This window comes from Streptomyces sp. 3MP-14 (assembly GCF_006334905.2).
GTDB lineage: Bacteria > Actinomycetota > Actinomycetes > Streptomycetales > Streptomycetaceae > Streptomyces > Streptomyces triticirhizae.
The window spans coordinates 79,044-97,309 of record NZ_VDLZ02000016.1 but is presented as its reverse complement, the minus strand read 5'-3'; the positions used below and the strand labels follow the sequence as shown (position 1 = coordinate 97,309).

The window sequence follows — 18,266 nt, the reverse complement described above, 5'->3', positions numbered from 1 at the left end:
CCCGAATGCCTCTCGTCACCGTCGACCTCCGCCTCCCGCTCGTCCTGGTACCGGGCAAGCGGCTGGACGACCAGTTGCTGGCCAGGTCGAGAACCTGGCGTGGCCTTCCCGGGTCCCTGGACGACATCCTCCGAGACCTCAACCAGCTGGCCGAAGGCGCACCCGCGTTCATTGACCCGGGTGACACCCGCTTCCGCGCGTCGCTGGTAGTCCACACCCACGCCTACCGCATCCGGCTGGTGCCGACCGATCGGGGCACGGGCTACTTCGTGCGCTCCGTCGATCCCCTGCGCCTGGCCGACCACGCACGGCTGGCCCATTCGAGCCTGCTGGTGCACCCGCCCCACTGGGCCATGGTCCTTGAACTACGCGAGATCCCGGACGGTTCCTCCGCGCAGTGGCGCGAACTCGCCGAGGCCTGGGGGCGGCTGTCGACGGCGCGTACCGCGACGGGCGAGGGCTCGGGTGGGGCCACCGTGGCGACCGTCACCGCCGAACAGTCCGCGTTTCTGAGCCAGGTGGACCGGCTGATCGACGCGACGGAGGAGATCGAGACCCGGGAGCAACGTGACGCTCGCCCGTTCCTCTTCCACGATGTCTCCCCGACGGGGGGCAAGCGCAACACTCCACAGTCCGTCTACGAGTTCCACCTGGTGGACGACGCGCTACCACCGGCCGGAGCGTTCGTCCGCGTTCAGGGCGCGGACGAGTCCAGAGGCCAGGTGAACCGGGCGGCTGGGCGTTCCGTCACCGTCCGCTTTGACGAGCCGGTCTCCTGGCCCGAACTGCCCTCGCGAGGGGCCCTGGAAATCACGCCGAGCACTGTGGTCTACGCGAAGCAGCGGCAGGCCGTCGCCGCCTTTCGCACCGGGCAGGCCGAGAATCCCGCGTTGCTGCCGGCACTGGCGGAGCACCGCGTCGGCCCCGTTCCCGCCAGTTCGGCCCGCCCGCGCGAGGAGCTGGACCCCGAACAGTGCATGGCATTCCAAAAGGCCCTGGCCACAACGGAGTTCCTCGTAGTCCTCGGCCCGCCCGGGACGGGCAAGACCCGAACCATCACCGAGATCGCGCACGCCGCGGCGACAGTGGCGCCCGGCCGGCCCGAGCCCGAACGGGTCCTGATCACATCGCACGCCAACCGCGCCGTCGACAACGTGCTGGCGCGGCTGTCCCGCGACCTGGTGGTGATCCGGGTCGGGGTGGAACACAAGGTGCACGACGATGTGAAGCCCCTGCTCCTCGAGCAGCAGACGGAGTCCCTGGCGGGGGAGATCCAGGGCGGGATGACGGTGCGCCGACAGGCATACGGAGCGGCCGAGGAGGCGCTCGGCCCCTGGATGGCCGAACTCGACAGAGCCGTGGAGGTGGTGCACGCGCTGACGCGTGAGGAGCGCGCCGCCACCGAACGATTCGACGTCACCGCGTTGCGGGAAACGGCACCGCTCCGCGAGCGGCTCGCGACGCTCCAACAGCGCGCAACGGGACAGCGGTCGGCACTCGCCGAGCTGACCGCACGCGCCGAGCGGATCGCGGCCCGGCTGCGCTCCGCACAGGAGCACTCCGAGGCTCCGCTGCTGGGCTGGTTCCACCGCCTCCGGGCACGACGCGCCGAGGGCCGGCTCAACGAGGTGCGGGACGAGACGCAACCCGTCATGGCGCGACTGGCGGATCTGGAACGCGAGATCGAACACGTCAACGGCGCCATCGCGGACAGCCTCGCGTCCCATCCGGCCGTCGTTCGGGCGAGGGAGGCGAGCGAGCGGGCTCAGCGGACGCGGGAGGGCGGGATGCACACCGCCTATGCGGCAGCCGACCGGGCCGTCGCGGTACTGTCCTCGGTGGTCCCCGACCCGCCTGCGGTCGTCCGCCTGCGCGAACCGGACGGGGCGACGGCCGAGTTGGAGCGGCTGCGGGAACAGTTGGCGGAGTGGCTGCCGCTCATCTCCCGGCGACGCGCGCTCGCCGAGGAGTGGCATGACGCCGTGGCGCGGGCCCCCGAACAGCTGGCTCCGGAGCTGATCCGCTTCGCCCATGTCGTGGGTGCCACCTGCATAGGCGCCGCGTCCCGACCGGAACTGTCAGGCGTGGAGTTCGATCTCGGCATCATCGACGAGGCCGGGCAGCTCGGGGTGGCGGACGCCCTGGTGCCGTTGAGTCGGGTCCGTCGGGGCATTCTCGTTGGGGACGACCGACAGTTGCCGCCCTTCCTCGACTCCGAGGTGGCGGAGTGGGGCAGGGGCATCGGCGATCCGGACCTGCTCAGGCTGATGTCGGGGAGCGCGCTGGAACGGTTGCGCTCCGGGCTGCCCTCGACCCATGTCGTGCAACTGACCAAGCAGCGCAGGATGCCGGCCGAGATCGGCGACTTCATCTCCGCTGCCTTCTACGACGGCACGCTGCGCACGGAGAAGGACCATCACCACGCGGACCCGCTGTTCGCCAGCCCGCTGGCCTTCGTGGACACGTCGGAGCTCCCGGAACGGGAGCGGTACGAGACGCGGGGCCAACGAGCCGCGGAACGGTTCCGCCGCAAAGGGGTGTTCAACCGGTGCGAGGCCCGTCTGCTAGCACGTCTCGCCGCCTTCTACCACAGGCGGGGCGCCGAGTGGATGGTCATCGTTCCCTACCTGGCGCAGCGTGCGGCCGTGCTTTCGGAACTCAAGCCCCTGCTCGGGGACTCGCAGCTCGCGGAGGCCTCCGTGGGCAGCGTCGACGCCTACCAGGGCGGCGAACGTGAGGTCGTGCTCTACGGATTCACGCGGAGCAACCCCCACGGGCGAATCGGATTCCTCAGCGAGCTTCGCCGGGTCAATGTGGCCTTTACCCGCGCCCAACGGCAGTTGGTGATCACGGGCGATCTCAGCACACTGCTCCGCGCTGCGGACCCGGGGTTCCGAGCCCTCAGCCAGCAGCTGTACGACTACCTCGGCCAGCGTGGCGATCTCACCACCCATCAGGAGGTCATGGGCCGCCTGCGCGTGTTCTCGGCCGAGCAGGAGGAGAGTTGACGTTGGAGCGGTCGTCGCGGCTGTTTCCCTTTCCCGAGGAGCGGGTGCTGGAGCACGCGGCGTTCGGCGAGGGAGTCGTTCCCCTGCGACTTCATGGTCTGCTGCTTCCGGTGTGGGAGGTGGAAGTCGAGGCGGACATCACCGAGGGCGAGAAGTTCTCCCTGTTGGAGCGGTTTCTCGCGCGGGGCCTGCGGCACGGCGGTCTCCACGGCATCGACGAACTCACCGCGTTCTTCGCCCTGGACCGCGCACTGGTGGCTCAGGCCGTCCGCGCGCTGACCGCGATCGGCCACGTCAGGGAGGAGGGAGGCCGGCTCACGCTGACCGGTCTTGGTCAGCGCTCCGTGGACGACGACACCCGCTACGTGTTGACCCGTCAGGACCGCAGAAAGCTCTACTTCGAGGCGCTGTCCTCCGTCCCGCTCCAGAAGCCGCACTACGACCAAGAGACCGTGTCGCTGCTGTCCGAGGAGGAGTTGGGGCGGTTGGTCGGCGACGGGAAGGGGCCGCGCTTCACGCCTCTCTTCGTCTCCCGTTCCTTCGATCCCGCCGCCCTCGACGATCTCAACCGCCGGCGGGATCGCGCCCGTTACAACCTGCCGGTCGCCATGGACAGGATGCGGACCCTCGACAGTCGACTCGTCTACCTGCCTCTCTATGTGGTGAGCGCGCGAGGGCGACTGCTGGCCTATGGCCAGGCGGGCGCCGGAGCGGCGCACGACGGGGAGCTGAGCGACCTGCTGACCAAAGCGCCCTCCGTGGCCATGACGCTGGAGAACGAGCAGATCGAGGACGAGGAGCGGACGCTCAAGGGCATCGAGAACTGGCTGCACCGGCACGGGCTGCCGCCGACGGCGCCCGAGCGGGAGGGTGGCACCTGGCGGATCTCCTTGCCTCCCGAGGCCTTCCGAGACGAGCACAAGCTTTCGCTGTCGCGCATCGGCTCCTACCAGATCGTGGGGGCCAGGTTCTTCCGCCTCTGGTGCGGTGATGAGAATCATCGTAAGCGTGCCCTCCTGGTGCGCTTGGACCAGCGGTTCGGGGCCAGGTGGCGCGTCGACCGTGCGACGGCCGAGGCGATCGTCGCGCAGCTCGCCCGCCAACTGGCCCTGGCCGTCCCGGACCTGTCATCCCTACGCACGGGGGCGGGACGGATGGGCCTTGCGGGGTTGGAGTCCCAACTCGCCAGACTGGAGAAGGAGCCTCGTTGATCGACGGCGGGCAGCTGCTCCTCACGGAGTACGAGCACATCAAGCAGGAGCAGCGGGCCAGGATCGGCTTCCGGGACAACCTGCTCTACGCCACGCTCGGCACCATGGCCGCCGTGGTGGCCTCCACGTTGACGGGCCAGGGCCGTATCCAGCTGCTTCTCCTGATGCCGCCACTGTCCGTGATCCTCGGCTGGACCTATCTGGTGAACGACGAGAAGATCTCGGCGATCGGCCGTTATGTCCGGCAGGAGTTGGCGCCCCGGCTCAAGGAACTGGCCCCCGGCGAGCCCGAGGTCTTCGCCTGGGAGAAGGCGCACCGCACCGACGAGCGGCGCCGTTCGCGCAAGGCGATCCAGCTCGCGGTGGACCTGCTGGCCTTCTGCGCGGCGCCGCTGGCCGCCCTGGTCGTCTACTGGATGGTCGGGCCACCCCACTGGCAGCTGCTTCTGGTGTCGGGGCTGGAGGCGCTCGCGATAGGCGGCCTGGCGCACCAGATCACCCGCTACGCGGATCTCGATCGGTGACGGACACGCGGAGGACCTGCCTCCCCGAGGAACGCACCTAGTTCCCCAGGGCCGAGCGGCAGACGGCGTTCATCGTCGGGTCGGGGAACGCGCAGAAGGAGCTGGGCAGTTCGACGGTCGAGGTCGGGGTGGGGACGGCGGTCGGCGTCGGGGCGTGGGTGGGGCGTGGCTCGGGGACGTGGGTCGGCGTCGGGGTCGAGGTCTGGTCGGTGGCCTCGGGGGTGGCGCTGTCCCGGTCGGCCGGGCCGTGGGGCCCGGCGGCGGGGCTGGGTTCGCTTCTGGGAACGGCGTGGGCGGTGGCGAGCGGCGATGGCTGGGGCGCGGCGCCGCCGTCCTCGTCGTCGGCCGCACCGGCGCCGGCGCAGCCGGTGAGCAGCAGCGCCAGTGCCGCCGCGTATCCCGCCAGCCGCGCGATGCTTTTCAAGCGGGCCGGAATGTTCGCTGGGGTGTTCATCGAGTGGACGCTCCATCCGAGTTGGGGGCGCGCCGGGGTGGTCGGCGCACGCTGTTCAACGCGGGCGGAGCGCCGAGTTCTCTGGGACTCACTCCTTTGCAGCAGCGTTCCGTCAATCGGACTCCCCCGGCCGCCGCCCCGCCCGGCGCCCCCGTGCCGTCAGACGGCCACCCTGGGGTCGGCGACGCCCTGGAGGACGTCGGCGGCGGTGTTGGCCACGATGTAGACCGCGCCCAGGACGAAGGTCACCCCGGCGACGGCCGGGAAGTCGGAGACCGGGATGCTGGCGCCCAGATAGCTGCCGAGCCCCGGCCAGCTGAAGACGCTCTCGACCACCAGCACCCCCGCGAACATGAAGCCGATCTGGAGGCCGGTCATGGAGAGCGCGGCGTTGACCGAGTTGCGCGCCACATGCCGCACCACGATGGCGCGTTCCCCCAGGCCCTTGGCCCGGGCGGTGCGGACGTACTCGGCGTCCAGGGTGGTGCGCAGGCTGGAGCGGAAGACGCGGCCGATGGCCAGCGCCGGGCCGACCGCGAGGGCCAGCGCGGGCAGCAGCAGATGCCGCAGCGCGTCCACGCTGGCGGCGGGGTCGCCGGCCAGCAGCCCGTCGAGGACCAGCAGCCCGGTGGGCCCGTCGGTCGCGGCCCCGCCGCTGGCCCGGCCGTTGGCCGGCAGCCAGTCCAACTGCTGGTAGAAGACGATCAGGAAGAAGATGCCCAGCAGGAAGGTGGGCGCGGTCGAGGAGACGAAGAGCAGCCCGCGCAGCGCGCCGGCGCCCCGCCAGCGCAGGGTGCTGGAGAGCGCGAAGAGCAGCGCGAGCAGCAGGGCCAGCAGGAAGGCGAAGAGGACGAGTTCGAGGGTGGCCGGCAGATAGCTGCCGATGTCCTCGGTGACCGGCCGCCTGGTGCGGAACGACGTCCCGAGGTCGCCGGTGAACAGGCCGCCGAGGTAGTCGAGATAGCGGTCGACGGGCGGCCCGTCGAGGCCGAGCCTGGCGCGTTCGGCGGCGATCGCCTCCGGCGAGGCGGTGGGCCCGAGGGTCGCGGCGGCGGCGTCGGTCGCCGAGATCTCCTGGAGGACGAACAGCACCACGGAGAGCACCAGCAGCAGCGCCACCAGGGACGCCAGCCGGGTGCCGAAGAAACGGAACGTCATGTCCGTTGGCCTTTCGTGAGCGGAGAGCCCGGGCGTCAGCGGCCGCGCCGGGCGATGAGGTCGCGCACCGCGTCGCCGCCGAGGTTGGCGACCAGGCTGAGCAGCATCACGGTGACGCCGGGGATGACCGGAATCCACCAGTGGGTGAGGAGTTCGGGCAGGGCGCGGGAGGTGTCGGCGCCCAGTTCGGGCGCGGGCGCTGACTGGCCCAGGCCGAGGAAGGAGAGGCTGGCCAGCACCAGGACCACGCTGCCGACGTCGAGGCTGGCGGTGACGACGGCCGAGGGCACCACGCCGGGCAGCAGGTGGCGGAGGATGATGCGGGGCGTGGAGACGCCGGCCATCCGGGCGGCCTCCACATGGGGTCGTACCGCCAGGGCGCGGACCTCGCCGCGCACGATCCGGGCGTAGTAGGGCCACCAGACGACGGAGATGGCGAGGAAGGTGTTGCCGAGCCCCGAGCCGAGCGCGGCGGCGACGGCCACGGCGACCAGGGTGCCGGGCAGCGCGAGGAACAGGTCGGTGACCCGCATCAGCACCGCGTCGAGCCAGCCGCCGAAGGCGCCGGCCAGCAGCCCGACGATCCCGCCGACCAGCAGCCCGAGTGCGACCACGGCCAGCGCCATCAGCCAACTGGTGCGCAGTCCCAGCAGGGTTCGGGAGAGCAGGTCGCGCCCGATGCCGTCGGTGCCCAGCGGGTGGCCCGGGCTGCCGATGCCGGCGTAGAGCTGTCCGCTGGTGCCCACCGGGTCGTGCGGGGCCAGCAGCGGCGCGAGCACCGCGACCAGGGTGACCAGGCCGACGAGGCCCAGCAGGCAGTGGTTCAACAGCCGCCCGCCGACCAGGTGGCGACGTGGGACGCGGCTTCGGGTCGGCGTCTCGACGCCGGCGACCAGGGCGGCCATCAGATCTCCCCTCGGTGGACGCACGCGACGGCCCGGCGGGCTGAGGGCGGCGCGGTGCGCGCGGGCCCCGGCGGTCGGGGCCCGATGGGCACGAGTTGGATGCCGGTGAGGGTGTCGGCGCACTCCTCGGTGGCGACGGGGCAGCGCGGGTGGTAGGCGCAGCCGCTCGGCGGCGCGAGCGGGCTGGCCGGTTCGCCCTCGATGGTGGGCAGTTCGACGTCGAGTCCCGGCACGGCCGAGAGCAGCGCGCGGGTGTAGGGGTGTTTCGGGTCGGTGACCAGTTCGTCGGCGGTGCCGATCTCGACCAGCCGCCCCAGGTACATCACGGCGATCCGGTCGCCGATGATCCGGGCGACCGACAGGTCGTGGGTGACGAAGACGACGGTCATGCCCAGTTCGGCGCGGAGGCGTTGGATCAGGTTGAGCACATGGGCGGCGAGCGAGACGTCCAGCGCGCTGGTGGGTTCGTCGCACAGCAGCACCCGGGGCGGGACGATGGTGGCCCTGGCCAGGGCGACGCGTTGCCGCTGGCCGCCGGAGAGTTCGGCCGGCCGGGCGTCGAGGGTCGTCTCGGGGAGGCCGACGGAGTCGAGGGCGGCGACGACGCGGCGGTGGCGTTCGGCGCGGTCCAGACGTGGGCGGCGCAGGCGTTCGGTGAGCAGTTCGCGCACGGTGAGCCAGGGAGTGAGGGAGGCGCCCGCGTCCTGGAAGACCATCTGCACCCCGCCGCCGGTTGGCCCGGTGATCGCGCCGCCGGTGGCCTTCTGGAGCCCGGCGAGGACGCGGAGCAGGGTGGACTTGCCCGAGCCGCTCTCGCCGACGAGGGCGAGGGACTCGCCGGCCTCGATGTCGAGGGTGACCCCGCGCAGCGCGGCCAGCGACGCCTTCCGGCCCCGGCGGTCGCGCACCGTGAAGCGGCACTCCAGCTCGGTGGTGGCCAGGACGACGCCGGGCCGCGCGGGCGCCTGCTCCCGTTCGGCGGCCGCCGCGTCCCCATCGGCGGGCTCGGTCGGCTCGGCGGGCTCGGCAGGCTCGGCGCGTTCGGCGCGTTCGGCGCGTTCGGGCAACGTGGCCGCCTCGGCGGCCGCCTCGCGGTGGGCGATCTCCAGCAGCCGGTCGCGGGACTCCTCGGCGCGGAAGCAGGCGGCGGCGTGTTCGGGCCGGACCGGGAGGTCCGGCAGGCCCGGGAGTTCGGCGCGGCAGCGGTCGACGGCCAGCGGGCAGCGCGGGTGGTAGGCGCAGCCGGCCACCGCCGCGCCGCCGGCCGGCTCGGGCACCAGGGTGCGCAACGGGCTGTCCCGGTCGGTGTCGAAGTCGAGACGGGAGGCCAACAGGCCCAGGGTGTAGGGGTGTCGCGGCTCGTTCAGCACCCGTCGGGTGGGGCCGACCTCGGCGAGCCTGCCCCGGTACATCACCGCGATCCGGTCGGCGATCTGGCCGGCGACGCCCAGGTCGTGGGTGATCATCAGCACCCCGCAGCCAAGGTCGTCGCTGAGCCGCCGCAGCACGCCCAGCACCTGCGACTGCACGGTGACGTCGAGCGCGGTGGTCGGCTCGTCGGCGACGATCAGCCGGGGGCCGCCGGCGATGGCCATGGCGATCATGACGCGTTGGCGCAGCCCGCCGGAGAGTTCGTGGGGGAACGCCCGCATCCGGCGCTCGGGTTCGGGCACGCCCACCGCGCGCAGCAGCCGGATCGCCTCGTCGGCGCTGCCGGCCGCCTCCACCACCTGCTGCCCGACGCGCATGGTCGGGTTGAGGGAGGTCATCGGGTCCTGGAAGACGACGCCGAGGCTCTCGCGCCGCGCCAGGCGGCGCTCCTCCTCGGTGCCGTTGACCATGTCCACGCCGGCGACGCGGAGTTGGCCGGCGACCCGGGGTGCGGAGCCGGCCGGGAGCAGGCCGAGCAGGGCGAGCGCCAGGACGCTCTTGCCGGAGCCGGACTCGCCGACCAGGCCGAGCACCTCGCCGGGCCTGATGTCCAGGTCGACGCCCCGCAGCACCTCGGAGCGGTTGCCGTTGCGGGCGAGGCTGACCCGCAGGTCGCGCAGGGTCGCCACGGGGGTGTCGGGCGCCTCGGTGGTCGGCGCGGCGGATTCGGGGGTGGCGGGTTGGGTGTCCAACATCGGTGGTCCTCCCGGGTGTTCGGATGGCCGAAGCCCAACGGCGGAAGCTCAACGGCGGAGGGCCGGCGGCGGGGGGCCGGCGCCCTAGCGGCCTGGCCGGTCCACGCGGTCCCGCCGCGCTGCGGGATCGCTCAGGGGTGCCTTGCGGGTGGCGTCGGTGGCGGCGGTCGTGGCATCGGTGGAGGCGGCGGTCGTGGCGTCGGTGGTGGTCGTGGTGGCGGGGGCAGTCCGGTCGACGGCGCCGGAGTCGGAAACGGGCGGCGCGGGCGGCGGGTTCGGGTGCGGGACGTCGGACGGGTCGTCGGCGGCCGGCGCGGCCAGCCGCCGTTCGCGGGCCGGTGAGGTGAGCGTGAGGAACCCGGCCAGCAGCACGCAGACCACGGCGCAGCCGACCCACAGCGGCCCGCTGCCCAGGTGTTGCAGCACGGTGCCGCCGGCCAGCGGGCCGATCATGGTGGCGGTGCTGAACGCCAGGGCGTAGGTGCCGAGATAGCGCCCGCGCGCCTGCCGGGTCGACATGTCGGCTGCGATGGACTGGGCCGCCGGGTGGGCGCCCATCTCCCCCAGCGTCCAGACCGAGACGGCCATCGCGTAGAAGAGCCAGGAGTCGGCGAGCGCCTGGAGGCCCACGCCGAGGGCGGTGAAGAGCAGGGCTCCGGCCAGCACCGCCTCCCGGCGCCAGCGCGCGACCAGCCGCGCGGAGGGGATCTGGAGGGCGCACAGCAGGACCCCGTTGAGGGTGAGGAGAAAGCCGTACTCGCCGGAGGAGAAGCCGTCCTCGACCATGGTCACCGGCAGCGACGAGGTGGACTGCACATAGACGACCGAGTAGACGAGCATCGCCAGCGTGAAGGTGACGAACACCCGGTCGCGCAGCACCTGGCGCAGCCCGACGGCCGGTTCGGCGGGCGCGTCGGCCGTCCTCGCGGCGCGCGAGGCGCGGAACGTGCGGGGGGCGTGCGCGTCGGTGACCCGGGCCAGCACGATGGTCGCGGCCACCACCAGCACGCCGGCCTGGGCGTAGAAGAGGTACTCGAAGGCGTGGTCGGCGATGAACCCGGCAAGCAGCGGACCCACCGCGTAACCGAGGTTGACCGCCCAGAAGTTGTAGGCGAACGCGGCCCTGCGGTGGGCCGCCGGCACCAGATCGGTGATCAGCGCGGCGACCGAGGGCTGGGCCGCGCCGTTGACCAGGCCGAAGACGAACAACAGCACGGCGATGGCGGCCGGTTGGGGAAACGACGGAATCACCGTCATGGTGGCGGCGGAGAGTAGCAGGCTGCCCAGCAGGGTGCGGCGGCGGCCGATCACGTCGGAGAGGACCCCGCCGGCGAGGGCGGAGAGCACCACGCCGCCGCCGTAGCCGGAGACGATCAGCCCGGCCTCGGATGTGCTGAGCCCGGCGTCGCGGGTGAGGAAGAGCGTCATGAACGGGACGACGAAACGCCCGGTCCAGGTGACGAGGACGGCGAACCAGAGCCACCAGAAGCTCGCTGGCAGGTCGGTGGCGCGGGTGGGGCGCTGGCCCGACCGGCGGTGTGACATGGGGTTCCTTCGGCGGAGTCGCTGCTTCGGGAGGGGAGACGGGGGACGCCGGGACGGTGAACGCGGGGCGGCGGCGTCCCCCGGACGGCTACTCGTCCTCGGCCGAGTCGGACGCGTCACCCGAATCGGACGCGTCACCCGAGTCCGACGCGTCACCCGAATCGACGGTCAGCGCGTGGAAGTCGAGCGTGTAGGGCTCGGCGATGCTGTGCGCCTCCTCCACCCCGCCCAACCAGGGCTGGGCGACGACGAAGTCGTTGACATAGGCCCAGGCCGGGGTGCAGGCCGCCGCCTCGTTGGCCTCGGCCGCCGCGCCGTAGGTCGCCGGATCGCCGGAGACCAGGGCCTCGGCGAGGAGTTCGGTGGTCTCGTCGGAGAAGCACTGGAGATGGTTGAGTCCGCCGTCCTGGTCCCAGAACACGTGCCCGTACATGTACGGGTTGCTGGAGTCGGGCCAGGTGCCGGAGGAGACGTAGAGGTCGGGGGCCTCGGCCGGGTTGGCCGCGAACTCGCCGAAGACCTGGGAGGTCTGGTAGCTGGTGATGGTGGCGTCCAGGCCGAGCCCCTGGAGCTGGGCGGCGATGATGTTGGCGATCTGCGCGTCGTCGGCGGAGGAGGCGCTGTGCCCGATGACGACGGTCTTCTCCGCGCCGCTCAGCCCGGCCACATAGTCGGCCAGCGGCGCCGGGTCGTGGGTGATCGCGCGCTCCTCCACGCCGTCGGGCAGCGCGCCGCGCGAGTAACTGCCGGTGGCCAGCTCCGCCTTGTGGGCGACGACCTGGTCGATGACGCTCCCCCAGTCCACGGCGGAGAACATCGCCCGCCGCGCCTCGGGGGTGGCCATGAAGGGCCGGTTGGGGTTCATGTACAGGACCCCGACCTGGAACGAGGGCAGGCTGTACGCCTGGAGGGCGTCGTCCTCGATGTAGTCGGCCTGGGAGGCGGAGGGTACCGCCCCGATGATGGTCGACAGGTCGCCGTTGTTGAGGGCGAGCTGCATGGCGGAGGTGTCGGTGTAGACGGGCAACTCGATGGTAGTGAACGTCGGTTCGCCGCCCCAGTACCCGTCGTAGGCGGTCATCTCGTAGCGCTCGCCGACCCGCGCCGCGCTCAGCTGGTAGGGGCCGGTGCCCGCCGAGTGGGTGCTGAGGTAGGTCTGGGCGTGGTCGTCGCCGGCGTTCTCGGCCAGCGCGGTCGGGCTGATCATGCGGGGGCCGTAGGGCGAGGCGAGGTAGTCGAGGAACGCCGAGTTGGGCTCGGCGAGACGGATCACCACGGTGGTCTCGTCGGGCGTCTCGACGGAGTCGACGCCGGCCACCATGTAGGCGGGGCCGGCGCCGACGGCGGTGCGCCGGTCGAAGGACGCCTCGACGGCCTCGGCGGTGAACGGCGTCCCGTCGTGGAAGGTGACGCCCTCGCGCAGGGTGAACGTGTAGGTGGTGTTGTCCTCGGAGACCTGCCAGTCGGTGGCGAGCGCGGGCCCAATGGTCGCGGTGTCCAGGCCGGGCTCGTACCGCACCAGCCCCTCGTACATGTTGGTGGTCAGGGCCAGGCCGTTGCCGGAGTAGTAGACGTCGGGGTCGGGCGGCTGGCCGATGTCGTTGAGCAGGCCGACGCGCAGCACCCCGTCGGTGGGGGCGGCGGAGCCGGTGGTGCCCTGCTCGCCGCCGCAGGCGGTCAGGGTCGCGGTCAGGGCCAGGGCGAGCGGGGCGGCCAGGGCGGCGGCGCGCCGGGCGGCGGATTGCCGTCTCATGGGGAACTCCTCGTGCTGGGGCGCTCGTTGGAGGGCTCGGTGGAGGCTGCGGACGCCGGTGGCCGGCTCAGCCCTTGTCCCGCAGCGCCCGGGAGTGGCCGGGGCCAAGCGCGCCGGGGTGCAGGTAGTCGGGTTCGGTCAGGCCCTTGCGGCGCATGGCGATGCCGGTCAGCGCCTCGCGGACGGCGCGGTTGGCGAGCAGCGCGGTGATCTCGCCCCGGTCGTCGTAGGGCGGGCTGACCTCGACGACGTCCATGCCGACGATGCCCACCTCGGCGGCGAGGCGGCGGACGGCCGTGAGCACGTGGATGCTGGTCAGGCCGCCGGGTTCGGGGGTGCCGGTGCCGGGCGCGTAGGCCGGGTCGGCGACGTCGATGTCCAGCGAGATGTAGAGGTGGTCGGCCTGGTCCAGAGCCTCGTCCACGGCGCGCTCCAGGACCTTCTCGAAGCCGTCCCGGTTGATCTCGGCCATGAAGTGGGTGCGCATCTGGCGCTCTTCCATCCAGTCGATGGTTTCCTGATCGGGCCAGTAGCCCCGCAGACCGACCTGGACGAAGTTCTTTCCTGGCACCGCCCCCGACTCGATCAGCTTGCGCATCGGGGTGCCGTGGCTGGCCAGGCTGCCCGGGGTGTCGGTGCCGGTGTCGGCGTGCGCGTCGAAGTGGACGATGCCGACCTTGCCGTAGCCGTAGTGGTCCGCCAGGGCGGTGGCCGACGGCCAGGTGGTGGCGTGGTCGCCGCCGAGGATGATCGGGACGGCGCCGGAGTCGACGATGGTGCCGACGAACTTGCGGATCTCCTCGAAGGTGGTCCAGGTGTTGCCGACCCGGATCGGGGCGTCGCCGTAGTCGCAGACCCGCAACGTCTCGAACGCGTCGACCCGCACGTCCAGGGAGTAGTGCGGCCGGCCGTAGCCGCCCTTGTAGTCGCAGGCCCTGATGGCCAGCGGGCCGTGGTTGGTGCCGCTGCGGCCGGAGGCGGTGGCGTCCCAGGGGACGCCGCAGATCGCGACGTCGATCTCGCCGGCCACCAGGTCCTCGGGCGTGAGGCAGACGGGGAGCTTGGCGAAGGTCTGGATGCCGGCGAAGCCGCCCTCGCCCTTGCGGTTGACGAAGATCGGCCCGGGCGGTCGGCCGACGTTGAAGTCGTCGACCGCGCCGTGTCCCTCAAGTCCCCTGCCCAGCCGGGGCGGTTGCGCCCAGAATCCCTCGCCGAAGTCGTGGTGATGGTGGTGGTGCCCGTCCGGGCCGTGGGCGTGCCCCTCGGGCCCGTGGTCGGACGGCCGGGGTGTGTCCTGCGGGGAGTCGCTGCGCTGTTCGGACATGAGTCCTCTCCGGAAAGTTGCCATGACTGGCCCGATAAGGCGGGTGCCGGAGCCTCCCTCGCCCCCCGAGGGGAAAGCACCGCTGGGCGAACCTCGTTGTCCCGCCGCACGGCCGGAGCGCCGTCTCGTTCGGGCAGGACCTGAAACTAGGGACTGCCAAATCGATTCGTCAATGGCCAACGGGGGTGCGTGGCGGGGTGTTTACACAGCTGGCGCACCTCGGGGCCGGCCGCCGACGGGCCGACCCACGGCCGAATCCTGTCCGTAACATGGGCGACTGTTTTCGGCCGCTCGCAACGGGCGGCTGGCCGCCGGGGCTTGGCGGGCAGGCTTGGCGGGCAGGCTTGGCGGGCCGCCGCGCGGCCCGTGCGCGTTGCTCCGGGTGTTCGTTCGCCGTTCCCTCGCCGGGACCGTCGCTGCTCGCGGGTGGGCGAACGGGCGCTCGTATGATGTCGCCATGAGGCGCCAGACCGTCACGCTCAAGGACGTGGCCAGAGCGGCGAACGTCTCGCCCAGCACGGCCTCGCAGGCGCTCTCCGGCACCGGACGCATGACGGAGGCGACCCGGCGGGCCGTCGTCGAGGCGGCCCAGGAGCTGAACTACCGCCCCAACGCGGTCGCCCAGGGCCTACGCACCGGATCGGTCCGGTCCATCGGACTGCACCATCTGCACGCGGGCGACCGTTTCGCCTCCGACTACTTTCGGGAGTTTGTCACCGGGGTCCTGGACGGCACCCAACGCGCGGACTACGACCTGACGTTGCTCTCCAGCAACCCGCAGGTGCCACGGAACCGGGTGCCCCGGGTGGACGGCGTGATCATCGCCGACCCGATCGCCGACGACCTGCGGGCGCGCCAACTCCTGGAGTCCGGGCTGCCGGTGGTCGCCGGCGAGCACCCGCCCGACGGGATGCCCGACTGCCCGGTGATCGCGGCCGACCACGCCGGGGCGCTCCGCCAGATCCTGGACCGGGCGGCGGCGCACGGGGTGCGGCGGCCCGCGTTCGTCGGCCCGGACGCCAACAGCGGCTGGGGCGTGCTGCTGCGCGCCGAGTTTGAACGCTGGTGCGCCGACCAGGGGTTGCCCGGCACCACGGGCGAGAGCCGTTTCGGCGACCTGTCGGTGGCCGAACACCGACGGGCCATTGGGGAGTTGCTGGCCCGCGAGCCGGCCACCGACCTGCTGGTGCTCTCCTCCGAGCCGATAGTGCAGGGCGCGCTGACCGCGTTGGAGGCGGCCGGCCGCCGCGTCGGCGGCGACGTGCTGCTCGCCTGTTGCGGCGACAGCCCGACGTTGGCGATGACCGCTCCGCCGACCACCGCCGTCGATCTGCACCCGCGTGCCCTCGGGATGGCCTGCGCCGAGCTGCTGATCCGGCTGGTCGAGCACGACGCGGAGCCGCCGGATGCGCCGGTGCTGCTGCCGGCTGAGGTCCACTGGCGCGCGTCTCTTCCCGGCGCGGCGCGGGTGCCCCTGGGCTGAGCGGGGCCCTGCGGGCGGCCGGGCGGGAGGGCCGGCCCGGCTGCGCCGGACGGCCAGTTGCCCTGCGGGCGGTGGGTGGTCCGGCGGGCGGTAGTTGGTGCTGCGGGCGGTGAGTGGGCCTGCGGGCGGCGGGTTGCTCTGCGGGCCGGATGGGCCGGCCCGGTTGCACCGGACGGCGGGGGCTCCCGGAGTCGGGGCGGACCGGATGACCGTCCCAGCTGCGCAGCACCGCGAGGGCTGCCGGTGGCCGGGAAAGTCAGCCGGCGCGACCCCGGTCGGGCCGGCTGCGCCGGGCGGCGGTGGGTCCATCGCTGCCCGGGCGGGCTGGATGGGCCTGCCATCGGCGGTTGTTCGACGCCGACGATGACTCCCCGTGCGGGAGGCGGTGCGATCCCGGCCCAGAAGTCCGCCGCGCCGACGGCACGTTCACCAGCCGCCGACCGGCGCGAGCCACGGCGAGAAACCCCCGACACCAGCAAACCCCCACGCGGCAGCACAAAGCCGCCCCAACCGCCCGTTCACCGGCAGCCGACCGGCGCAAGCCCACGACCAGTAGCCCCCAACATCGGCCAGACCCCGCGCAGCGGCACAGTGCGACCCAGGCTGAGAAGTCCCCCGCCCCAACCGCGCGTTCACCAGCCGCCGACCGGCGCGAGCCCGCAGCCAGCCGCCGACCGACCCGCCGGCGAGAACCGAGCGCCCCGGAGGCCACGCCCCATCCGCCGCCGGCGCACCGGCGTTGCCGCCCCCGCCAGGAAGACCGCCGCGTGCCCGGGACGGGCTCCCCGCCAGGGGATCTCGTACCGTACCGGTGTGCCGTTCGACCACAACGACCACTACCACCGCACCGTGCTGCGCCAGTTGCCGCGCGGCGCACGCCGGGCGCTGGACGTCGGATGTGGCACCGGAACGTTCGCCCGGCGGCTGGCGGGCCTGGGCCTGCGGGTGGACGCCCTGGACTCGTCCGCCGAGGCGCTGGCGGCCGCCCGCGAGCGCTCGGCGCCGCCGCCCGGGGGCCCGCGCTATCTGCACGCCGACGTCACGGAACACCAACTGCCGCGCGCGCACTACGACTTCGTGACGTGCCTGGCCAGCCTGCACCACGTCCCGTTCGCGACCGTCGCTCGCCTCCGGGAGGCGCTCGCGCCCGGCGGGGTGCTGGTGGTGCTGGGCTGCTACGCCGAGCGCACGCCCGCCGACCGGGCGGTGAGCCTGGCGGCCGTGCCGGTCAACGCGGCGGCGCGGCTGACCGTCACGGCCGGGGAACGGCTGCGGGGCCGGCCCCGGGACGCGGTCGCTGCGCCGGTGCGGCAGCCGACCCTGCCGCTCGCGGAGATCCGCGCCGGGGCGGCCCTGCTGCTGCCGGGCTGCCGGGTGCGCCGGCTGCTGTTCTGGCGTTTCCTGCTCGTCTTCCGGCAGCCGACGGACTTCCGGCAACCGGCCGCCTAGGGCTTAGGCTCGATGCCATGGCTGGTGAGCAGGGAAGCGTGCGCGTGGACACCTGGATCTGGGCGGTGCGGCTGATCAAGACCAGGTCGATGGCCGCCTCGGCCTGCCGGGCCGGCCATGTCAAGGTCAACAACGAGCGGGTCAAGCCGGCGCAGCCGGTGCGGATCGGCGACGAGGTGCGGGTCTGGCACGCGGGCCGGGAGCGGATCGTGGAGGTCACCCGGCTGATCCGCAAGCGCGTGGGCGCGCCCACCGCCGCCGAGTGCCTGATCGACAACAGCCCGCCGCCCCCGCCCCGGGTGGAGATCCCGGCCGTGCCGGTGCGCGAACGGGGCGCCGGCCGCCCCACCAAGCGCGAACGGCGCGAGCTGGACCGGCTGCGCGGCCAGGGCTGACCGGGCGCCCGCCGGCCACCCGCCGCTACGGGGTGGTCTCCTCCAGGTGCTGGTACTCCGGGTGCTTGGTCAGCCAGCCCGCGATGAACGGGCAGGTGGCGACGACCTTGAGCCCCCGGCGTTCGGCGTCCACCATCGCGGCCGTGGCCAGCTCGCCGCCCACGCCCCGCCCCTCGAAGCCGACCCGCACCTCGGTGTGGGGATAGATCACGCGCGCTTCCTCGCGCTCGTAGTCGGCGAAGCCGGCGAACTCGTCGTCCAGCCACGCCTCGAACCGGCCGAGCTGGCTGTTGTCCCGGACCTCAGTGCTCATGCCCCTCATCGTGCCCCGCCGCCGGCGAGCCCGCACCACCACCGGCGCCGAACGGCTGGCCCGCAGCGCCCTGGGCCGCCGGCCCGCCGGTCAGCGCCTCGGCCGCGTCGGCCACCCGTTCCCGGAAGGGCCGCCGTTCCAGGGCCCGCTCCAGCTCGCCGAGCAGCGTCGCCAGCGGCACGGACAGCTCGGCGTCGAGATCGGCCACCGCGGCCTCGGCCACGGCCCACTCGGTGTCCAGCACGGGCAGCAGCCGTTCGCCCTCCTCGGTCAGCCGGACCACGCGCTGCCGGGCGTCCCGTCCCACGCTCAGCTCGACCAGCCCCCGGCGGCCGAGCTGGGCGACGGTCTGGCTGGCCGCCGAGTGGGTCACTCCCATCGCCCGCGCCAACTCCCCGATGGTGCTCGGCCCGTGGGCGACCAGGGCGCGGATCACCGGGGTGTACCTGGGCCGGTAGTCGACGAGACCCAGCCGGGGATAGGCCGTGGCGAGGTCCGCCTCCAACAGGTCGAGCAGATGCCGCAGCCGGGTACCGATGCCGGTGAGGGGGCGCTGGGTGGACATGGCCAGCACGATAACCGAGCGACGGGCATCCGACAGCCCTGATATAACAGCGC

General features: G+C 72.9%; 15 protein-coding genes. 6 read left to right on the top strand and 9 right to left on the bottom strand.

What is annotated here, in order from left to right; genetic code table 11:
* Window positions 1-5 precede the first annotated feature (5 nt).
* From FH609_RS24460 to FH609_RS24450, 3 genes are read left to right on the top strand one after another with little or no spacing between them, the layout of a single operon-like run.
* Complete coding sequence (locus FH609_RS24460) at window positions 6-3,008, top strand: DEAD/DEAH box helicase (protein WP_139671466.1); 3,003 nt, start codon at window positions 6-8, stop codon at window positions 3,006-3,008.
* Entirely contained in the window at window positions 3,005-4,219 is a 1,215-nt protein-coding gene (locus tag FH609_RS24455; RefSeq protein ID WP_139671469.1) for a hypothetical protein, read from the top strand. The genes FH609_RS24460 and FH609_RS24455 overlap by 4 nt, the downstream gene beginning before the upstream one ends.
* On the top strand, window positions 4,216-4,743 hold the full coding sequence (locus FH609_RS24450; RefSeq protein ID WP_139671472.1) for a hypothetical protein: 528 nt from the start codon (window positions 4,216-4,218) through the stop codon (window positions 4,741-4,743). The genes FH609_RS24455 and FH609_RS24450 overlap by 4 nt, the downstream gene beginning before the upstream one ends.
* Window positions 4,744-4,780: 37 nt before the next feature.
* Here the strand turns inward: FH609_RS24450 and FH609_RS24445 are convergent, their stop codons facing one another.
* The 7 genes from FH609_RS24445 to speB all read right to left on the bottom strand — a co-directional run bounded on the left by FH609_RS24445 (window position 4,781) and on the right by speB (window position 14,008).
* Window positions 4,781-5,167, bottom strand: a complete 387-nt coding sequence (locus tag FH609_RS24445) for a hypothetical protein (RefSeq protein ID WP_139671475.1) — start codon at window positions 5,165-5,167, stop codon at window positions 4,781-4,783.
* Window positions 5,168-5,356: 189 nt separating this feature from the next.
* Window positions 5,357-6,355: an ABC transporter permease gene (locus FH609_RS24440; RefSeq protein WP_139671478.1), complete on the bottom strand. Its 999-nt coding sequence runs from the start codon at window positions 6,353-6,355 to the stop codon at window positions 5,357-5,359.
* A 35-nt stretch (window positions 6,356-6,390) separates the two neighbouring features.
* Window positions 6,391-7,260 (bottom strand): ABC transporter permease, encoded by an 870-nt coding sequence (locus tag FH609_RS24435; protein ID WP_139671481.1) that lies wholly within the window; start codon window positions 7,258-7,260, stop codon window positions 6,391-6,393.
* Window positions 7,260-9,386: an ABC transporter ATP-binding protein gene (locus FH609_RS24430; protein WP_139671484.1), complete on the bottom strand. Its 2,127-nt coding sequence runs from the start codon at window positions 9,384-9,386 to the stop codon at window positions 7,260-7,262. The genes FH609_RS24435 and FH609_RS24430 overlap by 1 nt, the downstream gene beginning before the upstream one ends.
* Window positions 9,387-9,470: 84 nt before the next feature.
* A complete protein-coding gene (locus FH609_RS24425; RefSeq protein WP_139671487.1) occupies window positions 9,471-10,931 on the bottom strand; it encodes an MDR family MFS transporter in 1,461 nt (486 codons plus the stop codon).
* Between the two features lie 88 nt (window positions 10,932-11,019).
* Window positions 11,020-12,684 (bottom strand): ABC transporter substrate-binding protein, encoded by a 1,665-nt coding sequence (locus FH609_RS24420; RefSeq protein ID WP_139671492.1) that lies wholly within the window; start codon window positions 12,682-12,684, stop codon window positions 11,020-11,022.
* Window positions 12,685-12,751: 67 nt separating this feature from the next.
* On the bottom strand, window positions 12,752-14,008 hold the full coding sequence (gene speB, locus FH609_RS24415) for an agmatinase (protein ID WP_139671495.1): 1,257 nt from the start codon (window positions 14,006-14,008) through the stop codon (window positions 12,752-12,754).
* 457 nt (window positions 14,009-14,465) lie between these two features.
* On the opposite strand from speB, the gene FH609_RS24410 reads away from it, so the two are divergent.
* From FH609_RS24410 to FH609_RS24400, 3 genes are all read left to right on the top strand, one after another.
* Window positions 14,466-15,491, top strand: a complete 1,026-nt coding sequence (locus FH609_RS24410) for a LacI family DNA-binding transcriptional regulator (RefSeq protein ID WP_139671498.1) — start codon at window positions 14,466-14,468, stop codon at window positions 15,489-15,491.
* A gap of 813 nt (window positions 15,492-16,304) precedes the next feature.
* Entirely contained in the window at window positions 16,305-16,940 is a 636-nt protein-coding gene (locus tag FH609_RS24405) for a class I SAM-dependent methyltransferase (protein WP_139671501.1), read from the top strand.
* A gap of 17 nt (window positions 16,941-16,957) precedes the next feature.
* The gene (locus FH609_RS24400; RefSeq protein WP_139671504.1) at window positions 16,958-17,335 is read left to right on the top strand and encodes an RNA-binding S4 domain-containing protein; all 378 of its coding nucleotides are present in this window, start codon (window positions 16,958-16,960) and stop codon (window positions 17,333-17,335) included.
* Between the two features lie 25 nt (window positions 17,336-17,360).
* On the opposite strand, the gene FH609_RS24395 is transcribed toward FH609_RS24400, so the two are convergent.
* Window positions 17,361-17,648 (bottom strand): GNAT family N-acetyltransferase, encoded by a 288-nt coding sequence (locus FH609_RS24395; RefSeq protein ID WP_139671507.1) that lies wholly within the window; start codon window positions 17,646-17,648, stop codon window positions 17,361-17,363.
* Window positions 17,638-18,213, bottom strand: coding sequence for a MarR family winged helix-turn-helix transcriptional regulator (locus FH609_RS24390; protein WP_139671510.1), 576 nt, complete (start codon window positions 18,211-18,213; stop codon window positions 17,638-17,640). Before FH609_RS24390 ends, FH609_RS24395 begins: the two co-directional genes overlap by 11 nt.
* Window positions 18,214-18,266 lie beyond the last annotated feature (53 nt).